This window comes from Verrucomicrobiia bacterium, assembly GCA_019634625.1.
In the GTDB taxonomy this organism is placed as follows: domain Bacteria; phylum Verrucomicrobiota; class Verrucomicrobiia; order Limisphaerales; family CAIMTB01; genus CAIMTB01.
Map to the genome: position 1 here is coordinate 44,654 of JAHCBA010000037.1, position 21,092 is coordinate 65,745.

A 21,092-nucleotide genomic window follows, 5' to 3' on the forward strand; every position below is an offset into this window, starting at 1 on the left:
AGCGGCTTCAACCCTTTTCAAACTTTCTTCCAACCCTTTTCAAACTTTCGGCGCGCTTACATCCGCGATGCCGGGCATGGCCCCGGGCGAACAGGTGATCAACGAGATTCACACCCTCGACCTGGCCATCGGTTACGCCGTCACGGAACGCCTCGGCATCACCCTTGACCTGCCCCTGGTCTTCGGCCGCCGCACCACCCGTGAGGAACACATGGGCATGATGGACTTCTCCCAGCCGCAGTACACGACCCGCGCCCACGGGATCGGGGACCTGCGGCTCACCGGCGACTACTGGCTCTGGAATCCCTCCGAGCATCCCCATGGCAATGTCTCCGTCGGGCTCGGACTCAAACTCCCCACCGGCGCCGACGACAAACGGGACAACTTCACCACCCCGGGCGGGATCGTCGATCGGCCCGTCGATCCTTCCATCCAGCCGGGCGACGGCGGCGTCGGGTTCATCGTCCAGGTCCAGGGTTTCCGGCAGCTCATCGGCCACCTCAGCCTCTACGGCAACGCGATGTACATGCTGAACCCGCGCGAGGACAACGGAGTGCGCAGCTTCTCCATGAAACCCCTCGACGCCAACGGCGAGGCCGTCCATCGCGACCACGTGAACTCGGTGACCGACCAGTATCTCGCGCGTCTCGGGCTCAACTATGTCCTCTGGCCGCAAGCCGGCCTCTCCCTCAGCCTGGGTGGCCGGATCGAGGGAATCCCGGTCCGGGACCTGGCCGGCGGGGACGGCGGATTCCGACGCCCCGGCTACACCATCTCGATCGAGCCCGGCGTCAGTTGGGTCCAGGGCCGTCACCAACTCGCGGTCACCGCCCCGGTGGCGGTCGAACGGAACCGCCAGCGCAGCCTCGCCGAGCGTGCCTACCGGGATGACCCGAACGAGATGCTCCGCATCTATCCGGCGTCCTTCGCCGACTGGAATCTGTTCGCAAGCTATTCCTACCGGTTCTGACCCCCGCCGTTGAGCCAGCGCCGGAGACCTTCCTCCACGCCGCCGCCGTTGAGCCGTGCGCTGATGTGGCCCCCGGCTTCGCGCACCTGGCGTTGCACGGGGGCAATGGCATTGGCCGGTGCGACCAGCCAGCGGGCCCGGACCGGGTCGAGCATCGGCAGATCGTTGTAGTGATCCCCGGCGGCCACCGTCTCCCCGGGCCCGATCCCCAGGCGCCGGCCCAGTTCCGTCAGGGCGGTGCCTTTGTTGTACCCCCCGTGGGCGAAACGGATGTACACGTCGTTCCGCACCACGGTGAGGTCCGGGACGGTCGCCGCGTAGGCATCGAGTTCGGCCTGCACCGCGTCCGCCGCCCTCGTCGTCTCGGCCAGCACGCAGAGCGGGGAAAAGGCGTCCTCGTAAAACGTCGCCGGATGCGCCGCTCCCAGGCGCGCCAGCAATGGCGGCAATCCCGGCGCCACCCTCCGGAAGAGCACCCGGTGATCCTCCGTGCAGGCGTCGTTCCAGGGCTGCACCGGGACATACCGCGCGTCCTGCCGCACATAGATCTCCCGCTCGACCAGGATCAGGGCGTCCGGATGCACCCGCGGCTCGGCCCGGGCCAGGGTCTCGAGCAGGCTTCCCAGGTCCCGGCCCGTGTTGATCACCCAGGTCACCCCCTGCCGTTGCTGTTCGGCCAGCAGGTGCAGCAGGGACGGCGGGATCGGCGGGTTCTCGAACTCGGCGAAGAGGGTTCCATCAAAATCTGTCGAGATGAGTCGGATCGGCATGGGACGGCTCCCGGACGCGACCATCCTGACCCCGCCCGGACAGGCACTCTCCGGGCCTGGCCCCGACTTCGTCAATGCAGGCCATCCCCTCCCCCCGATCGGGGGGGTGGCAGATTGGGGCGAGGGTTCGGCAGGCTAATGATTCGCATACCCAAAACGATCCATGGCCGCCCCATCTCCATTCCCGGTCCGCCCACGCGGAAGCACCCCTGCCTCCTGGCTCCCGATCGTGGTGCTGGCCCTGGCCCCGGCGGTTCCGTCCCTCGCCCAAAGCGCCCGGGTCGTCCTCGAACCGGCTCCCGGTTACACCCTGGCCTGGGATGGCAACAACGGCGGCTACAGCTCCCTCGAACCGGGCGCCCTGGCCCCCGAGAACGACGCCCTCGCCGGCACCGGCACCGCCGCCTTCGCCAGCAGCTCGTTCCAGCCGGGCGGCATCCACGACTTCCCCAACGTCAATGACGGCTACTACGGAAACAGCTCGAGCTGGATCGCCGATTTCACCGCCGACCCGCCCGACCTCCAGCCCTTCATCGGCCTCGCCTTCCACCGGACTGTCGCCATCGCCAGCATCGCCTGGGGACGCGACAACGGCGACGGCTCGGAACCGTCCTGCGGGGGAACCTGCACCGACCGGGCGATCGGCCTCTACACCCTTCAGTTCACCCGCGTCACCCTCCCCGACGAGTTCACCCCCGACACCGGCAATGCCGCCACCGGCTGGGAAACGCTCGGCACGGTCGAGTACCTGCCCGGCCCCGACACCCCCGCCTTTTCGGCCTACCTGCGGCATCGCTTCGACGTCGCCCAAGACGGCGCCCCAATCCCTGCCACCGGGCTTCGCATCCTCGTCCCCAACACCGGCACCGCCATTGACGAAATCGAGGTCAATCCCCCGGCCGACCCCGTCCCGCCCCTGTCCTCCTTCATCACCTGGACCAACGCGCCCGGCTTCACGATCTCCTGGGACCTGAATGACGGTGCCCTGTACGACCCGTCGTCGCCGGCCCCCGCGCCGCTCAACGACGCCAGCCCCTCCCGGGGAACCGTCGCCTTCGGCAGTTCGGAACTCGGCCTGGGCACCCACCTCATCGCCCACGTCAACGACGGGCTCTATGGCAATGCCCGTTCCTGGATCCCCGACGCCGCCGATGCGGCCCCCTTCATCGGCCTCGACTTCGGACGCCTTGTCCCGATCCGCCACGTCGCCTGGAGCCGCGACAACGGCGATGACGGAGACTGCTGCGGCGGCGAACTCACGGACCGCGCCCTCGGGATCTACACGCTCCAGGTCACCCGCGTCGCCAACCCCGCCGCCGCCACCGCCGAGACCGGCGATCCCGCCACCGGCTGGGCCGAGGTCGGCTCCATCCATTACCGCGCCCCCGGGCCAGTCTTCACGCCCCACCGACGGCATCGCTTCGATCTGTCCACCGCCAGCGGCCTGCCCATCCCCGCGACCGGGCTCCGCATCAAAGTCTCCAACCCCGGCACCGCCATCGACGAGATCGAGGTCAACACCTACCCGGCCCTCGAACGGGACCTCTCCGGCAACCTCGAGATCCTCGCGGAATCCGGGTACTCGATCACCTGGGATGGCAACGACGGCGAATTCCACAGCCCCGAGGCCGGGGCCCGTTCCCCCGCCCACGACGGCCTCGCCTCGAATGGCGGACGCGCCTTCGGCAGCAGCGAACTCGGCTTCGGCATTCACTTCATCGCCAAAATCAACGACGGCCTCTACGGCAACAGCAGCAGTTGGATCTCCGCCAACGGCCTGGGTGGCTTCGACGACCCGGACCCCTTCGTCGGCATCGCCTTCCCGGAAATCCTCGACATCTCGACCGTGGCCTGGGGACGCGACAACGGCGACGTGACCGAAGGCGGCTGTGGCGGCACCTGCCTCGACCGTTCCATCGGCCTCTACACGCTCCAGATCACCCGCGTCCCCGATCCCGGCCTCGACACCCCGGAAACCGGCGCCGCCGATTCCGGCTGGGAGACGGTCGGCACCGTGGAATACCTCGAGGCCGCCGCCCCCGCCTTCAATCCCTCCCTCCGGCACGCCTTCAACCTCTCGCGCGACGGCCAGCCCATTCCCGCCACCGGCTTCCGCATCAAGGTCTCCGATGGCTCCATCGCCATCGACGAGCTCGAAATCAATCCGCGGTCCGGCATCGTCGTCCCGCCCTTGTCCGACCTCCTCGTCCTCGAACCCGCCCCAGGCTTCGGCATCGCCTGGGACCGCAATGAGGGCGAATTCTCCACACCCGATTCCCCTGCCCCAGCCCGCGACAACGCCGCCCTCGCCTCCCGTGGCGCCACCGCCTTCGGATCGGGCGAACTCGACCTCGGGGTCCACTTCATCCGCAACGTCAACGACGGCCTCTACGGCAACACCCAGAGCTGGATCCCGGCCCCGTCCTCCAGCCCCTTCATCGGCATCCGCCTCCCCGCCCCCGCCTGGATCCGCAGCGTCGCCTGGGGACGCGACAACGGCGATGCCACCGACTGCTGCGGCGGCACCCTGACCGACCGCGCCCTCGGGCTCTACACCCTCCAGATCACCCGCGTCTCAACCCCCGGGTCCGACACCCCGGAAACCGGCGACCCCTCCACCGGCTGGGTCACCGTCGCCACCCTCGACTACAAGGCCGCCGCCCCCAACGTCTTCACCCCCCACCTGCGTCATCGCTACGAAGTCACCGAACGCGACGCCCCCATCCTCGCCACCGGTCTCCGCCTCAAGGTCCCCAACGACCAGACCGCCATCGACGAACTCGAGATCAATCCACGGCCCTCCCCCGACCAGAACGTCCTGCTCCTCGCCCCTCATGAGGGCTTCACCCTCGACTGGGATGGCAACAACGGCGACTACGGCACCCCCGATTCCCCGGCCCCAGCCCCCGACAACGCCGCCCTCGCCGCGCGCGGGGCCACCGCCTTCGGAAGTTCCGAAGCCGACCTCGGCACGCACCTGATCGCCAAGGTCAATGACGGGTTCTACGGCAACCACAGCAGTTGGATCGCCGACTTCATCAACGGCGACCCCGAACCCTGGATCGGCGTCCGGTTCGCCTCCTCCGTGGCCGTTTCTTCCGTCGCCTGGGGACGCGACAACGGCGATGTCGCCGGCGACTGCTGCGGCGGCACCCTCACCGATCGCGCCGCCGGGACCTACCACCTCGACTACACCCAGGTGCCCGATCCCACCGCAGACCTCGTCCTCACCGAGGATCCCGCCTCGGGCTGGGCCGGCATTGGCCGCATCGAGTATCGCGGTGCCGGGACGCCCGCCTTCCGGCATCATCTCCGCCACGAGTTCGAGGTGGCCCTGGACGGCGCCCCCATCCAGGCCACCGCCATCCGCCTCCGCGTCCCGCACAACGGCATCGCCGTGGACGAACTCGAGGTGAATCCGGTGCCCGCCCTGCCTCCGCCCGACGAGCGCCCCACCCTCACGGTCGCCCGCGGCGCCGAAGGCATCACCCTCGCCTGGCCCGGCGGCGGCACCCTGCAATCCGCCGAAACGATTCCCGTCGGTCCCTGGACCAACCTGGAGGGTGCCAGTCCGATCACCCTTCCCTTCTCCGGCGCCGCCCGGTACTTCCGCGTGCGGCGTTGAAGTCACGCATGGCCATGCGCTGAGACTGCCCCACGATCCATGGAACCAACCCGCCGCATCCCACCCGATCGCGCCCATCACCCTTCCATCCTGAGCCCACCATGATGCCCTTCCCCCCACCGCCAGCTCTCCGTCCGGCCGCCCGTCGTCGCGCCATCGCGGCGTTCACGCTGATCGAGCTGCTGGTGGTCATCGCCATCATCGCGATCCTCGCCAGCATGCTCCTGCCAGCCCTCGGCAAGGCCAAGGCCAAGGCCCACGGCATCCAGTGCATGAGCAATCAGAAACAGCTCACCCTCGCCTGGCTCCTGTACGCCGACGACCACGCGGACAACCTCGTCTGGAACGATCTCACGGCCGACGGCTCGGGCTGGGTCCGCGGTATCCTCGACTACAACCCAGCCAATCCCCACAACACCAACCTCGCCAATCTCCGCGACCCCAATTACGCCAGGCTCGCCCCGTACACCCAGGCGGTGGGGATCTACAAATGCCCCGCCGACCAGAGCTACGTCACCGCCGGCGGCCGCCGCGTCCCGCGGGTCCGCAGCCTGTCCCTCAGCCAGGCCATGAACTCCCGCAACGACTGGCTCAGCTTCCTCACCGGCAAGGAGTACGTCGTCTTCCGGAAGCTCTCCGACATCAACCGCATGGGCCATTCCAAAGCCTACGTGTTCATCGATGAACACCCCGACAGCATCAACTTCGGCGATTTCGCCGTGGCCATGAACGACGGCCTGCCTCCCACCCGCACCTACATCATCGATTACCCGGCCAGCCACCATAACCGCGCCGCCGGACTCAGTTTCGCCGATGGCCATGTCGAGATCCGCAAATGGCTCGATCCCCGCACCGTCAAGCCCGTCACCATGAAGGTCCTTCAACTGGTCGTCCCGTCGCCCCACAATCGGGACATGACCTACCTCTCCGAACACACCTCCGTCCGCGCCGAATGATCTCCCTCCAATTCGTCCCCAACCCCCGCCACATCCGGCCCATCCCGGCGGCCTCCCGGACCGGCCGTGCCGTGGGATTCGCCGTGGGATTCGCCCTGGCCCTTCCGGTGCTGACGGTCCCCACCGCCTTCGCAGCCCGTCCCGAACTCGACCTCGCCTCGCTCCCGCCCCCCGCCTCGCATGCGGTCGATTTCCGGCGCGACATCGAACCGATCTTCTCCGCCCACTGCCTCGATTGCCATGGACCCGACCGGCAACGGGGCGGGTTCCGGCTCGACCGCCGGGCCGACGCGCTGAGGGGCGGCGACTTCCATGCCCCGGACATCATTCCCGGCGACAGCGCCGCCAGTCCCCTCATCCATCTCGTCGGGGGACTCATCCCCGACGAGTTCATGCCGGTGCGCGGTGATCCGCTGACCCCGGAACAGATCGGGCTTCTCCGTGCCTGGATCGACCAGGGCGCACCCTGGCCCGACGACGGCTCGGCTTCCCAACCGGACCCGACGGAAACCCACTGGGCCTTCCAACCCGTGGTCCGCCCCGCCGTTCCCGACGCGCCCACGGCATCCGACCCCGGGTGGGGCCACCACGCCATCGACCGGTTCATCGCCGACCGCCTCGCCCGTGAAGGCCTCCACCCCGCCGCCCCCGCCGACCGCCACACCCTCATCCGCCGGCTCTCATTCGATCTGATCGGACTGCCACCGTCGCCCGAGGAGGTCGAGGCGTTTGTCCAGGACCCCGATCCCGACGCCTACGACCGCCTGGTCGAACGGCTTCTCGCCTCCCCCCGCTTCGGCGAACGCTGGGCCCGGCACTGGCTCGATGTCGTCCGCTTCGCGGAAACGCACGGGTTCGAGATGAACAATCCCCGTCCCAACGCCTGGCACTACCGCGACTACGTCATCCGTGCCTTCAACAGCGACCTCCCCTACGACCAGTTCATCCTCGAACAGATCGCCGGCGACGCCCTCGGGGTCGAGGAAGCCACCGGGTTCCTCGTCGCGGGACCCTGGGACCAGGTCAAGAGCCCCGACGAAGTTCTCACCCGGAACCAGCGCGCCGACGAACTCCACGACATTCTCAACACCACCGGCACCGCCTTCCTCGGTCTCACTGTCGGCTGCGCCCGCTGCCATGACCACAAGTTCGATCCCATCACCCAGCTCGATTACTTCTCCCTCAAGGCGTTGCTCGCCGGCACCGAACACGGCGAGCGTCCCCTTGCGGCCCCCGGTGACCGCACCGCCACCGCGCAACGCCTTGAAGCCCTGACCGCCGAACGCCTCGACCTCGACCGCCGCCTCGAAGCCCTCGAACCCGTCGCCCTCGTGGCCGCCGCGGACGAAGACGTCCCGGCGATCCCCCCGCGTCGCGACCCCGTCCACACCGGACGCAACATCGACCGCTTCGAACCCGTCCACGCCCGGTTCCTGCGCTTCACCATCCTGGCCACCTCCGGCGGGGAACCGTGCATCGACGAGTTCGAGGTCTTCACCGCCGGCCCCGGCCCCGTCAACGTGGCCCGCGCCACCCATGGCACCCGGGTCGAAGCCTCCGGCACGTACCCGAACTCCGCAATCCACCGCCTCGAACACATCCACGACGGAAAGTACGGCAATGACCGGAGCTGGATTTCGAACGAGGCCGGCCGCGGCTGGTTGCGCTTCCAGTTCCCACGCATCGAACGCATCGACCGCGTCGTCTGGAGCCGCGACCGTTCCCCAAAACCCGTCTATGCGGATCGTCTCGTCACCCGCTACCGCCTCGAAGTGTCTCTCGATGGCGAATCCTGGACCCTGCTGGCCACCGACGCCGATCGCCTGGAACGGGGTGCCCGACCCGACTCCTCCCTCCTCGCCGCCGACCCCGCCGAATCCGAACGGGACCGGCTCCGCCAACGCCGCGCCGTCATCACGACCGAAATGGCCGAACTCGATCGCCGGCCCATGGTCTATGCCGGCGTTTTCAAGGAACCCGAACCCACCCGCCGGTTCCACCGCGGCGACCCCATGCAGCCGCGCGAAACCGTCGATCCCGGCGTCCTCCAGTTCACCGCCTTCCGGCCCGACCTCGCGGACATCCCCGCCGAACGGCCCGAACGCGAGCGTCGCCTCGCCCTCGCCCGCTGGATCGCCTCCCCCGACCACCCCCTCACCGCCCGCGTCATCGTCAATCGCCTCTGGCATTACCACTTCGGCGAGGGCCTCGTCCCCACCCCCAGCGATTTCGGGCTCAACGGCGCCCCGCCCAGCCACCCGGAACTCCTCGACTGGCTGGCCTCGGAACTCCTCGAGCCCACGGCCGGCGCCGCGTCCCCCTGGTCCCTCAAACACCTTCATCGCCTGATGGTCACCAGCGCCGCCTACCGCCAATCCTCCCGCGCCACCGACGCCTCGCCCCTTGCGGCCGACCGCGACGCCGGCAACCGCTGGCTCTGGAAGTTCCCCTCGCGCCGTCTCGATGCTGAACCCCTCCGGGACGCCTTCCTCAGCGTCGCCGGCCGGCTCGACCTGCGGATGGGCGGACCCGGCTGGTCCCCCTTCGAACCCAACGACAACTACGTCCGCGTGTACGTGCCCAAACAGACCTTCGGTCCCGACGACTTCCGCCGCATGGTGTACGCCACCGTGGTGCGCCAGCGGCCCGATGGGGTGTTCGGCGCCTTCGACTGCCCCGACGGCGGCCAGATCGCCCCCAAACGCAGCCGCAGCATCACCCCGCTCCAGGCCCTCAACCTCCTCAACAGCGGGTTCGCCCTCCAGACCGCCGGATTCTTCGCCGACCGGCTCCAGCGCGAACTCGGAGACGATGCCGAAGCCCAGGTCCACCGCGCCTTCGCCCTCGCCTTCCAGCGCCCGCCCGACCCCGAGGAACTCTCAGCCTCCCTCCGCCTCATTGAGTCCCACGGACTCCCCCTCTTCTGCCGGGCCCTCCTCAACGCCAACGAGTTCGTCTTCGTGTTCTGAGCCACCCACCCGGGCCACCCCGGGCCACCCGCCCCCCCACCCCATCCCCATCCCAGGGTCCCGCCCACTGCGGAGTCAACAAGTCAACAAACCAGACTCTTCATTGAGCCAGACTCTTAGTCATTGCCCATCAGTTTAATCAGCCGGTCATTTTATTGTTGCCTCAATCCCACAATGAAACCCAGCAGTGCGTTACTTGACTTTGTCAAATAATGGACCCGGCATCTTTCTTGATGACCGGAGTCGGGCTGGACTGGCGACGGGAACCTGACCGGCATTCCGGTCGTCCTACCAAGGGGATAGGCACCTCTCCTCTTGCCCTCCAACCCAGCTCCAACCGGCGCTTCCAATTCCTTGCCCCGTGCCCCACAACCGGTCCGTGACCGACAATCAACAGACACTCCTTGATGCCCTTCGAGAATTGCGTGACACCGCATCCCGCGCCCGGACGGAATCGCCCAAACCCAGCCTCCTTCCCCTCCTCCAGCGTCTCGATCAACTCACCGCGGCGCTCCCTCCCGAGACCCATCCGCAGTTGCGCCACTACCTCGAACGGAAGAGCTACGAGAAGGCCATCGACTTCCTCGAAAACGGCTCCTGATCCCGCGTCAGGCACCCGAGGAAACGCTTTACATCAATTCGTCACGCCACCCATTTTACCCCGGCGATGTCCGACCTTCCGTTGGCGCAGGACCGCCGTCAGGCTCGTCCCGCTTCCCGCACGCAGCCCCAGGTCGCCGAACCCAGATCGCTCGAGTCCGCGCTGGCCCGTTCCCAGGATTATCTCCTTGGGATCCAGGGCCCGGAAGGCTTCTGGGTCGGCGAACTCATGGTCGATTCCACCCTGGTGTCCGACATGGTGGCCTACCATCACTGGGATCGCAGCGTGGATCCGGAGTGGGAACGCAAGGCCATCCGCCACCTGCTCGGCAAGCAACTGCCCGACGGGGGATGGAACATCTACGAAGGCGGCCCGGCCGAAGTCAACGCCACCATCAAGGCCTACCTGGCTCTCAAACTGGCAGGCGTGCCGATCACCGATCCGCGCATGCTCCGGGCCCGCGAGGTTGCGCTGCGCCTCGGGGGCGTCCCCCGGATGAACACGTTCTCGAAGCTCTACCTCGCCCTGCTCGGCCTGGTCGAATGGCGCCATGTCCCCTCGATCCCCTGCGAAATCCTGCTCATCGGAAAATGGTTCCACGTGAACTTCTGGGACATGAGCAACTGGTCGCGCGGCATGCTCGTGCCCCTGGCAATCATCAACCACTTCCGACCCACCCGCCCGGTGACGGTCAACCTCGACGAACTGTACCCCAACGGGAAGTGGGAACTCGACCAGGCCCTCCGCCCCCGCTACTTCGACTTCAGCCTGCGGAACATGTTCCTCTGGCTGGACCGCCTGCATAAGCTCGCGGAATGGGTTCAGCGCCAGGGCCTGCACCCCTTCCGACGGCAGGCCCTCCGCCGCTGCGAGGCCTGGATGCTGGAACGGTTCGAGGGTAGCGACGGCCTCGCCGCCATCTTCCCAGCCATGCTCAACGCCCTCATCGCCCTCAAGGCCCTGGGCTATCCCGCCGACCATCCCCAGGTCGTTCGAGCCTGGCGCGAACTCAAGCGCCTCCAACATGAGGAACCCGATTCCGTCCGCATCGAACCCTGCTTCTCCCCCGTCTGGGACACCGCCATCGCCTGCATCTGCCTCCGTGAATCCGGCGTCCCCGAAAACCACCCGGCCCTCGAAAAGGCCGCCCACTGGCTCATGGATCGCGAAATCCGCTTTCGCGGCGACTGGTACCACAAGAACCCTGCCCCTGTGGAACCCTCAGGCTGGGTCTTCGAATACAATAACAAGTGGAACCCGGACGTGGACGACACCGCCATGGTCCTCCTCGCCCTCCGCCTCATTCCCACCTCGGACCGCGCCCGCCGCGATGCCTGCTTCCGGCGTGGCTACGAGTGGATGCTGACGTTCCAATGCCGCGACGGCGGCTGGGCTGCCTTCGACAAGGACTGCACCAAGAGCATCCTCGAAAAGGTCCCCTTCGCCGATCACAACGCCATGCTCGATCCGGAATGCGTGGACATCACGGCACGCATCCTCGAGGTCATGGGACTGGAGGGCGTCGGACTCGATCATCCCCAGGTCCAGCGCGCCCTCGACTTCATCCGCCAGTCCCAGGAGCCCGACGGCTCCTTCTTTGGCCGCTGGGGCGTCAATTACATCTACGGCACCTGGCAGGTCCTGCGGGGCCTTCACGCCCTCCGTTATCCCATGGACGAGCCATGGCTCCAGCGCGCCGGCGCCTGGCTCGAGAGTGTCCAGCATGCCGATGGCGGTTGGGGCGAGCGCTGCAATACCTACGACGATCCAGTCTTCAAGGGCCAGGGGCCCAGCACCGCCTCCCAGACCGCCTGGGCGGTCATGGGTCTTTGTACCCTCGGCGACCCCGGCCGCCCCAGCCTCCAGCGTGGCATCGAATACCTCGTCCAGTCCCAGAACCCCGACGGTTCCTGGACTGAAAACGAAATCACGGGGACCGGCTTTCCCCGCGTGTTCTACCTGAAGTACGACATCTACCGGAATACCTGGCCGCTCCTCGCCCTGGCCACCTATCGCAGGCTCCGCGCGGCCACCGTCTCCGGCAACGGACATCATGGCCCCGGCATGGACGCCGCCGCCGCCGAGGCCCGATCGCGCGACGCTCTCATCCCCCGCGCCTTCGCGGATTGAACCCGCCCGGCCCATCCACCCTGGTCTGCTTTGCCGTCCGCGAAGAGGCGGCCCCGTTCCGCGCCGTCGCACCCGCCGACACCCGCGTGCTGGTCACTGGCATGGGCGCCGCCAATGCCGCCCTCCGCCTCCGGCGCCACCTCGTGACCCACCTCCCGCGCCGCGTCGTGACGGCGGGCTACGCGGGCGGCCTCAACCCCGACCTCCCCGCCGGGACAGTCCTCTTCAGCACGGAACGCGATCCCGAACTGACAAGCCGTCTTCCGGAGGCCGGGGCTGTCCCCGGGACCTTCCACTGCGCCAGCCGCGTCGCCGTCACCACCGCCGAAAAGCGGAACCTCCGCGAGGCCACCGGTGCCGACGCTGTCGAAATGGAGTCGGGCATCATCGCGGACGTGTGTCGTGAACATCTCCTCCCCGTGGCCACGGTGCGCGTGATTCTCGACCCCGCGGACGCCGATCTGCCCCTCGACTTCAACGCCCTCATGACCCCCCGCCACACGGTCTGCCTCGGGCGCTTGATCGGGCACCTCCTGCTCCATCCAGGCGCGGTTCCCCGGCTCCTCCGGTTCCGTCGCGAGTGCGCCCGCGCCGCCCAGCGCCTCGCCAAGGTCCTCCGCGCCGCCCTCTAGCCGCGTACCCTTGCCGCCTACCGCCTCGGCCAGTCCAGGTGCCGGTGCAGAAACTCATAGGTCCCCACGCCGTGGATTCGGTGGGGTCCCACGAACCATTCGATCTCGCAGTGGCCCGGCGGCAGCCCCAGCCGCGCCGCGTACAGGTGCCGCACCTTCGCAAACTCGTACGCCACCGTCTCGTCCGGAGCCACGCCGTCGAAGTGACCCCGTTCGACCATGAACGGACGCGGGGCGATCAGCGCCGCCATCTCCGCGTAATTGAACGTGCTCCCAAGGTCGAACTCGAAGATCTCGTACTCGCCCGTCCACACGTAGCTGTACGGACTCCGTGTGGATGCGTTCTTCCACACCCACTCGTTGAAATCGGCTGAGCAGATCGAAAGACAGTAATTGCCCACCAGGGGCGGAATCCGCATCGCCGACTTCCCCCCGTAGCTCAGCCCGTAAAATGCGATCCGTTCCGGATCGACATAGGGCTGCGTCTTCAGCCACTCGGTGATCTGCTGATGCTGGGGCACCATGATGGAAAACAGCGTCTTCCCCAGCGGATACGCCTTTCGCTGCAACGTCCGGAACCGGTCACCGAAGATGTACAGATTCTGCGGGGCGAAAGTGATGAAGCCCCGTTCCGCCAACCGGGCCGAGAAGGCCGCGTAGTACTCGAACCCAGCCTCCCCGATGGTGTCCTGCGGCCGGCCCTCCAACCCGTGCTGACAAACCACCACCGGCCGTCGCTCCCCCGCCCGAAGATCGTTCGGCAACAGCAACAGTCCATACGCGATCACGTCCGGAAATACGTCCAGCACCACCTCGTATCCCGTCCACGCCTCCTTCTCGTACACTTTCCGCGTCCGTGCCCGGAACGGTTCCAGCCGCCGGTCGAACCTCCCGATCACCTCGGTCGCGAAATACTCCCGGTACCCGCCCACGGTTCGCCGGAACCCCTCCATCGAGGTCGTGTCCAGTCCCTTCATGAACTCCGCCCGCACATACGGACTCTCCACCAGCAACCGTTGCGTGTGCCCCTCGATCTGCCGCATCTGTCGCACCTGCCGCATCGCCGCATCCGGCAGGGGAGCGATCACCCTCGGCGCCGCATGGGGCGCTTCCCAGTCCATCCCTGGCACCAGGTCCAGCAGATACGAACGCAACGCCCCCTCCGTGACCCCGGCGGCGTCCGGATCGCCCACGTCCACCATGCGGACGGAAGCCTCCGAACCCTCGCTCCCGGACAGTCGTTGCGCCCGTCGCACCTCGCGAATCACTTCCTCCAGGCCCGGCGTCGTCACCTCCGCCGGTGCCCCGCCACCCTGCCCGGAATACTGCGCCTCGGGGGCTCGGGCCGGATCCACCCACAAACGGCGCGGATGGATCAGGACGGCCAGTTCCGCGTCCCCGAAGCGCTCCAGTAATCCGAACACGCTGCGGTCAATCGGCTGCCGCCACACCTCGCGCCGGTCGCCGAAATAGCCGCTCACCAGCGCCGCATGGATCCGGGTGTCGACCGCTGCCGCGTACAGGGCCAGCATCCCCCCATCGCCCCAGCCCACCACCCCAACCCGGCCGTTGCCCTCCGTCTCCCTCGCCATCCAATCCACCGCCGCGAGGATCTTCTGCACCTCGTACCCGATCAGGTGCCGGCCCAGTTCGAAGGCCGGTCGATGCAGAAACTCCCGAGCCGTCATCCGTGCGCGTCCGGCGTGCGGCCCCATGCCTCGATCGACCACAGTCGGTACCAGCACCCGGCAACCGTGCTCCGCCAGGCGCCGCGCCGTCTGCCGTTCCACCCGGACTCCCGGCACAATACCCGCCAACTCCTCCGGCGTCTGGGTGGCATCCGGCACCACCACCACCTGCGCCCTTGCCACACCTCCCAGCGGTGCCAGCAGCAATCCCTCGCCATCAACCCCGTCCACCGACGGCCAGCGCACCGTCCATACGGCGTACCCCGGGCCCTCCGCCACCCGCGCAGGTCGTGTCAGCGTCGCCACCCATTCCGGCGCCTCGAACGGCACCCTCGGATCGCGGACCCCAATCAACCGCGCCAAACGCGCCCGGTTGGTGGTGACCGCTTCGGCGAAGGCCTCGGAGGAACCCGGACCCCGAGGCCAATGCCGCCCCCGCAACGCCTCCGACGCAGAGAGTTCCTCCAGGAGGAATCGGTCCACACCCTCGACCAGGTGTGAGGCGATGTCCCCCTCCTGCGTCAGTTCCATCGTGCCAGGCAGCACCGCCTGTCGCTCCCAAACAACCCCATGGGCCGCAATCCTTCCTTCCAGAAGGCCCCAAACCGCCAACCCCATGATCGTCCACCGTCGCCACCATGGTCCCGCAAGCGCGAGCCGGCAGCCACAGGTTCCGACAGCCGTGCAATTCGCGACGCCCCCCCTCCAACGGCGATTCTCTGCCTCTGCCTTCATGCCCATGCCTCCATCCGGTCAACCGCCTGCCGTCGTTCATTCATGGACTCTCGCTTCATGAGGTGCTGGCGGTTCCATTCCATGATCTCCCTGTCCGTTCAAGCTCTGTGTCCGTAAACGCCCTGCGAAGCCCTCCCTCCTCCAGCGAACGGTTGTTTTCGGGACCAGCCAAGACGGAGCGACCTTGGCCCTCACTCAGCCATACAGCTTATAAAGCCAGGCTATATAAACATTACATCTCACTTTCATTAAGCCAGGCCTTTTAAATTGACATCCTGCTATCACCAACCACTCTTCCCCAAGGCACGAAGCATCAACCCACACACACTGCCACTCCCACATGAGAACCCCACGCATCACGGCCGACCCCTCCCTCCCGGCGACGTATCACTGCATGTCCCGCGTCGCCGGCCGCCTTCCCCTCCTCGACGACTCCGCCAAGCTCAAGCTCCTCAACATCCTCCACCACCTCGCCCGGTTCTGCGACATCGACATCATCACCTTCTGCATGATGTCCAACCACTTCCATCTCCTCATCCGCGTCCCACCCAAACCCCTCGAGGACTCCATCCCGGACGACGTCATCCTCGCCAAACTCGAGGACTTCTACGGGCCCAAGGCCACCCTCCCCACCCTCGCCCGCGACGCAGTCAACAAGGGCCAACCCATCCCCGACGACATCCGCCAGGCCGTCCTCTCCCGCATCGCCGACCTCTCCATCTTCCTTCAGGAGTTCAAACAACGTTTCTCCCGCTGGTACAACCGCCGTCACGACCGCACCGGCTACCTCTGGGGCGAACGCTTCCGCAGCGTCCTGGTGGAGGACTGTCCCAGCACCCTCCGCGCCATCGCCGCCTACATCGACCTCAACCCCGTCCGCGCCGGGCTGGTCAACGATCCCAAGGATTACCGCTTCTGCGGCTACGCCGCCGCCCTCACCGGCGACAAGGTCATCCGCCGCGGAATCATGGGCTTTCTGGGGACCTCCGACTGGAGCGCGGCGTCAGCAGAATATCGCCTGGCGCTTTATGTAATTGGCGGGACGTCGGGACGGAGCGACAAGCGGGTGCTGGATCCGGAGGCCATCCGGGCGGAACTGGCGCGGGGCGGCGAACTGCCGCTTGGCCAGATCCTACGGCTACGGATCCGGCACATGACCGACGGGGTGTTCCTGGGATCGAAGGAGTTTGTGGACCAGATGTGGGAACGGCATCGGGACAAGTTCGGCAAGCGACGCAAGAGCGGCGCGCGGATCATTCGAGGCGCCCCGATCCCGGGGCTGACCGTGCTGCGGGATCTCCGCGTCGATGCGGTGGGGTAAGGCGCGGGCCGGTGACGTGGACTCGGCCGTCCCTCCGACTGACTACCTCCTTACCGACAACTGAGGGATATGCTTCCCGTCTTCCGCCTTCCGTCTCCGCACCCACCGCCTCATGCTCCGCGTCCATGAAGTGTTGGCGATCTGGCTTCCTGTCGATCGTACTCCCCGTCCTCCTCGTCCTCACCGTGTCCGCTTGCGCCACCCGGCGTATCGACTGGAACGGACGGGTGGGCACCTACACCTACGATGACGCCATCCGCGAGTTCGGACCTCCGGACCGTTCGGCTCAGTTGTCCGATGGCGCCACGGTCGCGGACTGGGTCACCTCGCGCGGGATGCGCACCGCGACAACCTACGGGGGCGCCTGGCACCCGTACGGCCCCTACGGATCCATCGGCCCTTCGTATGTGGTCGTGGATCCCGGCACCCCCGACCGGGTGCTGCGCCTCATGTTTGATGCCAACGGAAGGCTGGCATCCTGGCAGCGGACCTATAAATAATTCCCGGTGCCTCGGTTCCTTGCGCTCCTGCTCTCGGTCCTCATTCTGGGCGTTGGCGTCGTCACTTGGATTCCGCTCATTCACCAGAAGGCCGTCCGCAAGCGGGACGTGCTGGAACTCCAGGAACAGATCCACGGCAAGCGGGCCACCATCCGGGAAATCGAATCGCGCATCCACGCCGTGCGCCATGATCCGGCCTTTGTCGAACGCCTCGCTCGCGAGAAGTTCGGCCTCGCCCGCCCCGGCGAAACGGTCTTCAAGTTTCGCAACGATCCCCCGACCGGGGTACCCCAGGCGACGTCCCCGGACCGCACAACGCCTTAGCCGCAGCCATGCAATAAGATCGGGCGCTCTGGCTGGATCTTTTCGGGCAAGAGCTTCGTCGTTCGTTCTACGTATCCCGGTTCCGATACGCGCCTCGCTCACTCCTCGTCTCGCCCGAAAACCTGCGGCGCCATCGCTTTCCTCCTTACTGCATGGATACGGCTTGGTTTCTGGACCTTGGCCACGGATCCCGCCCGGTGAAAATGCGAAGAGCGGGCGCCGGCCACTGCCGACACCCGCTCCAGGGAAGGATAGTTCGATCGATTCCGATCGGCTCCGTCACCGCCCGCCGCTGAGCGCTTCGAAGGCTGCCTGGTCCGACTTGAACGCCTTGGCCTTCTCGCCCACCCGCACGATGGTCACCTTGGTCATCTTATCGCCCTGCCGGATGGCATTGACGACATCCTGACCCTCGACCACCAGGCCAAACACCGCATGCTTCCCGTCCAGGTGTGGCGTCGGAACATGGGTGATGAAGAACTGGCTTCCGTTGGTCGCCGGTCCCGCGTTGGCCATCGACAGGACCCCCGGCCGGTCGTGCTTAAGCTCAGGGTGGATTTCGTCCCGGAACCGATACCCCGGTCCGCCCCTTCCGGTGCCGGTCGGATCCCCGCCTTGGATCATGAACTGGCCGATCACCCGATGAAAGGTCAGCCCGTCGTAGAACGGCTTGCCGTCCTGCGGCTTGGGCGCCGATCCGTCCGTCGAGTAGTTCTTGGTCCCCTCCGCCAGCCCGACAAAGCTCGCCACCGTCAGTGGGGCCTTCTCGTACTCGAGCCGGATTACGATCCGGCCCTTGGAGGTGTCCATCTGGGCGTACAGCCCGTCCTTCAGTTCCGCAGCATCAGACATCCCGGCCACGCTAAGAAACGCCGCGGCCCCCAGCAAAGGCAAAAGCCCGCCCGACACACTTCGAAGACTTGAAATCGAGGTGAACATGACCGGCGAACGTTGAGGAATTCCCAGCCGTTGAAAAGCCCGATCTGGACGCACCGAATCGCACTTCCAAACCGTTCACCCCACCACCAGATTCACCATCTTGCGCGGCACCACGATGACTTTGCGAAGGGTCCTTCCCTCGATGAACGGCCGGACCTTTTCCGCCTCCCTGGCCGCCGCCTCCAATTCCTCCCCCGAAGCCGTCGCCGCCACCCGGATTACGTCCCTCAGTTTCCCGTTCACCTGCACCGGAATCTCGATGATGTCCTCCACCAGACGGGCCGCGTCGTAGGCGGGCCACGGCGCGTACGAAAGGCTCGGAACCTCACCGACCCACTGCCGGTGCACCCGCTCCCAGAGCTCCTCCGACAGATGCGGCGCGAACGGTGCGAGAAGCTGAAGGAACGGCCGCAGCACCTGGACCGGACGGACCGCCCACCCGGTGGCCTCGTTGACGAAAACCATCATCGCCGAAATGGCAGTGTTGAACCTCAACCCATCGAGATCCTCGGTGACTTTCCTAATGCACGCATGCAGCGCCCGCCATTGCTCCGGTGTCGGTTCCTCGTCCCTTACCGCGGAATGCAGCCGCCCGGCCCCATCCATCGCCGCCTCGTCGGTATCGTCTTCGCTCTCCTCGATGAACACGCGCCAGACGCGCCCCAGAAACCGGTACACCCCCTCGACGCCCTGGGTGCTCCACGGCTTGGTGTCCTGCAACGGCCCGAGAAACATCTCATACAACCGGAAGGCGTCGGCGCCGTACTCCTTCAGGATGTCGTCCGGGTTCACGACGTTCCCGAGACTCTTGGACATCTTCTGGCCGTCCTCGCCGAGGATCAGTCCCTGGTTGACCAGCCGATGGAACGGCTCGTGCGTCGAAACGTGGCCCAGATCGAAGAGAACCTTGTGCCAGAACCGCGCGTAGAGCAGGTGCAGCACCGCGTGTTCCGTCCCGCCCACGTACAGGTCCACCCCGGGTGTCGCCATTCCGGATCCAGCGCCGTCCGTCCCCATCCAGTACCGCTCCGCCTCGGACCCCACAAAGGCATCCGCACGCCGGGCGTCCAGGTACCGCAGGTAATACCAGCAACTCCCCGCCCACTGCGGCATGGTGTTGACTTCGCGTCGTGCCCCGTCCGGCATCGACACCCAGTCCTCCGCCCGGGCCAGCGGTGGGCGGCCATCCGGCGTCGGTTTGTAGTCGTCGAGGGCGGGCGGAAGCACCGGCAGGCTCGATGCCGGCAGCGCCTCATGCCATTCATTCCCCTGCCCGTCACGCCGCCAGACGATCGGGAACGGTTCGCCCCAATACCGCTGCCGGCTGAACAGCCAGTCGCGCAACTTGTACTGCACCCTGCGCCAACCAAGTCCCCGGGCCTCCAGCCAGTCGGAGATGCGACGCTTGGCTTCGGCGGTCGGAACACCGTCCAGCGTGAACTCGGCATGACTTGAGTTCACCCCCGTGCCATCCTCCACAAACCCCCTCCAGTCCACGCCTTCCGGCGGGGCGACGACCTGGACCACCGGCAGCCCGAAGGCGTCCGCAAACTCCAAATCGCGCAGATCATGCGCGGGAACAGCCATGATCGCCCCGGTGCCGTAGGTGGCCAGGACGTAGTCCGCGATCCAGATCGGAATGGACCCGCCGGTCACCGGATTGCGGGCGAACACTCCGGTGAACACCCCGGTCTTCTCCCGCGCCAGTTCTGTCCGTTCGAGGTCGGATTTCCGGGCGCAACGCTTCTGGTATTCCCGCACCGCCTCCATGGGGGTGGCCGCCCCGCCCCGCCATGACTCCGGCGTGCCCTCCGGCCACGCCGCCGGCATCCGCCCCGACTCCTGCCAGCGGTCCAGAAAGGCGTGCTCCGGCGCCAGCACCATGTAGGTCGCCCCAAACAACGTGTCCGGCCGGGTGGTGAAGACCGTCAGGCAACCCGCATCGTCCTCCGTTCCCCCGCCTTCCCCCGCCGGTTCCACCTCAAAACGCACCTCGGCCCCCTCACTCCGCCCGATCCAATTCCGCTGCATCGCCTTCAGCGAATCGCTCCAGTCGATGGTGTCGAGATCCCGCAACAATCGCTCCGCAAAAGCCGTGATGCGCAGCATCCACTGCCGCATGGGCCGGCGCTCGACCGGGAACTTTCCGACCTCGCTCCGACCGTCCACCACCTCCTCGTTCGCCAGCACCGTTCCCAGTGCCTCGCACCACCAAACCGGCGCCTCGCTCACGTACGCCAGCCGGTGCGCATCCCGCCACGCCCGACGTCGCGCCTCCAGTTCCCCCGTCCCAAAACCATCCGGCGGGTCCGGCAGGGTCCCGATCGGTTCAGCCCGTTCCGTCACGGGATTGAACCACGCTCCGTACAACTGCAGGAAAATCCATTGCGTCCACCGAAAATACTCCGGCCGGGTGGTGTCCACTTCGCGCGACCAGTCGTAGCTGAAGCCCAGGCTCCGGATCTGCCTCCGAAATGTGGTGATGTTCGCCTCCGTGGTGATCCGCGGATGCTGCCCGGTCCGGATGGCGTACTGCTCCGCCGGCAGCCCGAATGCATCCCAACCCATCGGGTGCAGCACATGCTCCCCCCGGGCCCGCCGGTACCGCGCCAGAATGTCCGTCGCCGTATAGCCCTCCGGATGCCCCACATGCAGCCCCGCCCCTGACGGATAGGGGAACATGTCGAGGATATAACACTTGGGCGGCAGTTCCCTGGCCGTCACGGCCTCCCCCTCCAGCCCATGCCTCCTCCCAAACGGATGCCCGCGCGGAATGGTCTCCCCGGGATTCCACGCCCGGAAGGTCTCCTCCCGTTCCCAATGCCCCTGCCACTTCGGTTCAATCCAGTGAAACGGATACGGTCGCCGCGCCATAAAGCCCCGCAGCATCGCGGACCCCGCAGCCCCGAATCAACAAGCGACTCCTCCGCCC

Annotated in this window: 14 protein-coding genes; 10 read left to right on the top strand and 4 right to left on the bottom strand. The window is 66.9% G+C overall.

Going from position 1 to position 21,092, the window contains the following annotated elements:
• Window positions 1-67: 67 nt before the first annotated feature.
• Window positions 68-970, top strand: a complete 903-nt coding sequence (locus tag KF833_18715) for a hypothetical protein (GenBank protein ID MBX3747347.1) — start codon at window positions 68-70, stop codon at window positions 968-970.
• On the opposite strand, the gene KF833_18720 is transcribed toward KF833_18715, so the two are convergent.
• On the bottom strand, window positions 958-1,740 hold the full coding sequence (locus KF833_18720) for an HAD family phosphatase (GenBank protein MBX3747348.1): 783 nt from the start codon (window positions 1,738-1,740) through the stop codon (window positions 958-960). The two genes, KF833_18715 and KF833_18720, sit on opposite strands and share 13 nt — an antisense overlap.
• 163 nt (window positions 1,741-1,903) lie before the next feature.
• On the opposite strand from KF833_18720, the gene KF833_18725 reads away from it, so the two are divergent.
• The 6 genes from KF833_18725 (at window position 1,904) to KF833_18750 (ending at window position 12,653) form a co-directional block, all read left to right on the top strand.
• Complete coding sequence (locus tag KF833_18725) at window positions 1,904-5,365, top strand: hypothetical protein (protein MBX3747349.1); 3,462 nt, start codon at window positions 1,904-1,906, stop codon at window positions 5,363-5,365.
• 101 nt (window positions 5,366-5,466) lie between these two features.
• On the top strand, window positions 5,467-6,321 hold the full coding sequence (locus KF833_18730) for a type II secretion system protein (GenBank protein MBX3747350.1): 855 nt from the start codon (window positions 5,467-5,469) through the stop codon (window positions 6,319-6,321).
• An 83-nt stretch (window positions 6,322-6,404) separates the two neighbouring features.
• On the top strand, window positions 6,405-9,290 hold the full coding sequence (locus tag KF833_18735) for a PSD1 domain-containing protein (protein ID MBX3747351.1): 2,886 nt from the start codon (window positions 6,405-6,407) through the stop codon (window positions 9,288-9,290).
• A 379-nt stretch (window positions 9,291-9,669) separates the two neighbouring features.
• Window positions 9,670-9,891, top strand: coding sequence for a hypothetical protein (locus tag KF833_18740; protein MBX3747352.1), 222 nt, complete (start codon window positions 9,670-9,672; stop codon window positions 9,889-9,891).
• Between the two features lie 66 nt (window positions 9,892-9,957).
• Window positions 9,958-12,021 carry a squalene--hopene cyclase gene (gene shc / locus KF833_18745; protein ID MBX3747353.1) on the top strand — a complete coding sequence of 688 codons (2,064 nt, stop codon included), beginning with the start codon at window positions 9,958-9,960 and terminating at the stop codon, window positions 12,019-12,021.
• Window positions 12,018-12,653 (top strand): hypothetical protein, encoded by a 636-nt coding sequence (locus tag KF833_18750; GenBank protein MBX3747354.1) that lies wholly within the window; start codon window positions 12,018-12,020, stop codon window positions 12,651-12,653. Before shc ends, KF833_18750 begins: the two co-directional genes overlap by 4 nt.
• Before the next feature lie 17 nt (window positions 12,654-12,670).
• On the opposite strand, the gene KF833_18755 is transcribed toward KF833_18750, so the two are convergent.
• Window positions 12,671-14,872 (bottom strand): dienelactone hydrolase family protein, encoded by a 2,202-nt coding sequence (locus KF833_18755; GenBank protein MBX3747355.1) that lies wholly within the window; start codon window positions 14,870-14,872, stop codon window positions 12,671-12,673.
• Between the two features lie 544 nt (window positions 14,873-15,416).
• On the opposite strand from KF833_18755, the gene KF833_18760 reads away from it, so the two are divergent.
• The 3 genes from KF833_18760 to KF833_18770 all read left to right on the top strand — a co-directional run bounded on the left by KF833_18760 (window position 15,417) and on the right by KF833_18770 (window position 17,221).
• Window positions 15,417-16,397 (top strand): transposase, encoded by a 981-nt coding sequence (locus tag KF833_18760; GenBank protein ID MBX3747356.1) that lies wholly within the window; start codon window positions 15,417-15,419, stop codon window positions 16,395-16,397.
• A gap of 125 nt (window positions 16,398-16,522) precedes the next feature.
• The gene (locus tag KF833_18765) at window positions 16,523-16,897 is read left to right on the top strand and encodes a hypothetical protein (GenBank protein MBX3747357.1); all 375 of its coding nucleotides are present in this window, start codon (window positions 16,523-16,525) and stop codon (window positions 16,895-16,897) included.
• 6 nt (window positions 16,898-16,903) lie between these two features.
• Complete coding sequence (locus tag KF833_18770) at window positions 16,904-17,221, top strand: septum formation initiator family protein (protein MBX3747358.1); 318 nt, start codon at window positions 16,904-16,906, stop codon at window positions 17,219-17,221.
• Window positions 17,222-17,500: 279 nt separating this feature from the next.
• Here KF833_18770 and KF833_18775 read toward each other — a convergent pair whose 3' ends face one another.
• Together KF833_18775 and KF833_18780 are read right to left on the bottom strand one after the other, a co-directional pair.
• Window positions 17,501-18,073 (bottom strand): peptidylprolyl isomerase, encoded by a 573-nt coding sequence (locus KF833_18775; GenBank protein ID MBX3747359.1) that lies wholly within the window; start codon window positions 18,071-18,073, stop codon window positions 17,501-17,503.
• Window positions 18,074-18,235: 162 nt separating this feature from the next.
• Window positions 18,236-21,034 carry a leucine--tRNA ligase gene (locus KF833_18780; protein ID MBX3747360.1) on the bottom strand — a complete coding sequence of 933 codons (2,799 nt, stop codon included), beginning with the start codon at window positions 21,032-21,034 and terminating at the stop codon, window positions 18,236-18,238.
• Between the last annotated feature and the right edge of the window lie 58 nt (window positions 21,035-21,092).

Excerpts from the sequence above, each read along its gene's own strand:
- KF833_18775 (MBX3747359.1), bottom strand. The coding sequence starts at position 18,073 with ATGTCTGATGCTGCGGAACTGAAGGACGGGCTGTACGCCCAGATGGAC.
- KF833_18760 (MBX3747356.1), top strand. The coding sequence starts at position 15,417 with ATGAGAACCCCACGCATCACGGCCGACCCCTCCCTCCCGGCGACGTAT.
- KF833_18755 (MBX3747355.1), bottom strand. The coding sequence starts at position 14,872 with ATGGAACTGACGCAGGAGGGGGACATCGCCTCACACCTGGTCGAGGGT.
- KF833_18725 (MBX3747349.1), top strand. The coding sequence starts at position 1,904 with ATGGCCGCCCCATCTCCATTCCCGGTCCGCCCACGCGGAAGCACCCCT.
- KF833_18765 (MBX3747357.1), top strand. The coding sequence starts at position 16,523 with ATGAAGTGTTGGCGATCTGGCTTCCTGTCGATCGTACTCCCCGTCCTC.
- KF833_18715 (MBX3747347.1), top strand. The coding sequence starts at position 68 with ATGCCGGGCATGGCCCCGGGCGAACAGGTGATCAACGAGATTCACACC.
- KF833_18780 (MBX3747360.1), bottom strand. The coding sequence starts at position 21,034 with ATGGCGCGGCGACCGTATCCGTTTCACTGGATTGAACCGAAGTGGCAG.
- KF833_18730 (MBX3747350.1), top strand. The coding sequence starts at position 5,467 with ATGATGCCCTTCCCCCCACCGCCAGCTCTCCGTCCGGCCGCCCGTCGT.
- KF833_18720 (MBX3747348.1), bottom strand. The coding sequence starts at position 1,740 with ATGCCGATCCGACTCATCTCGACAGATTTTGATGGAACCCTCTTCGCC.
- shc (MBX3747353.1), top strand. The coding sequence starts at position 9,958 with ATGTCCGACCTTCCGTTGGCGCAGGACCGCCGTCAGGCTCGTCCCGCT.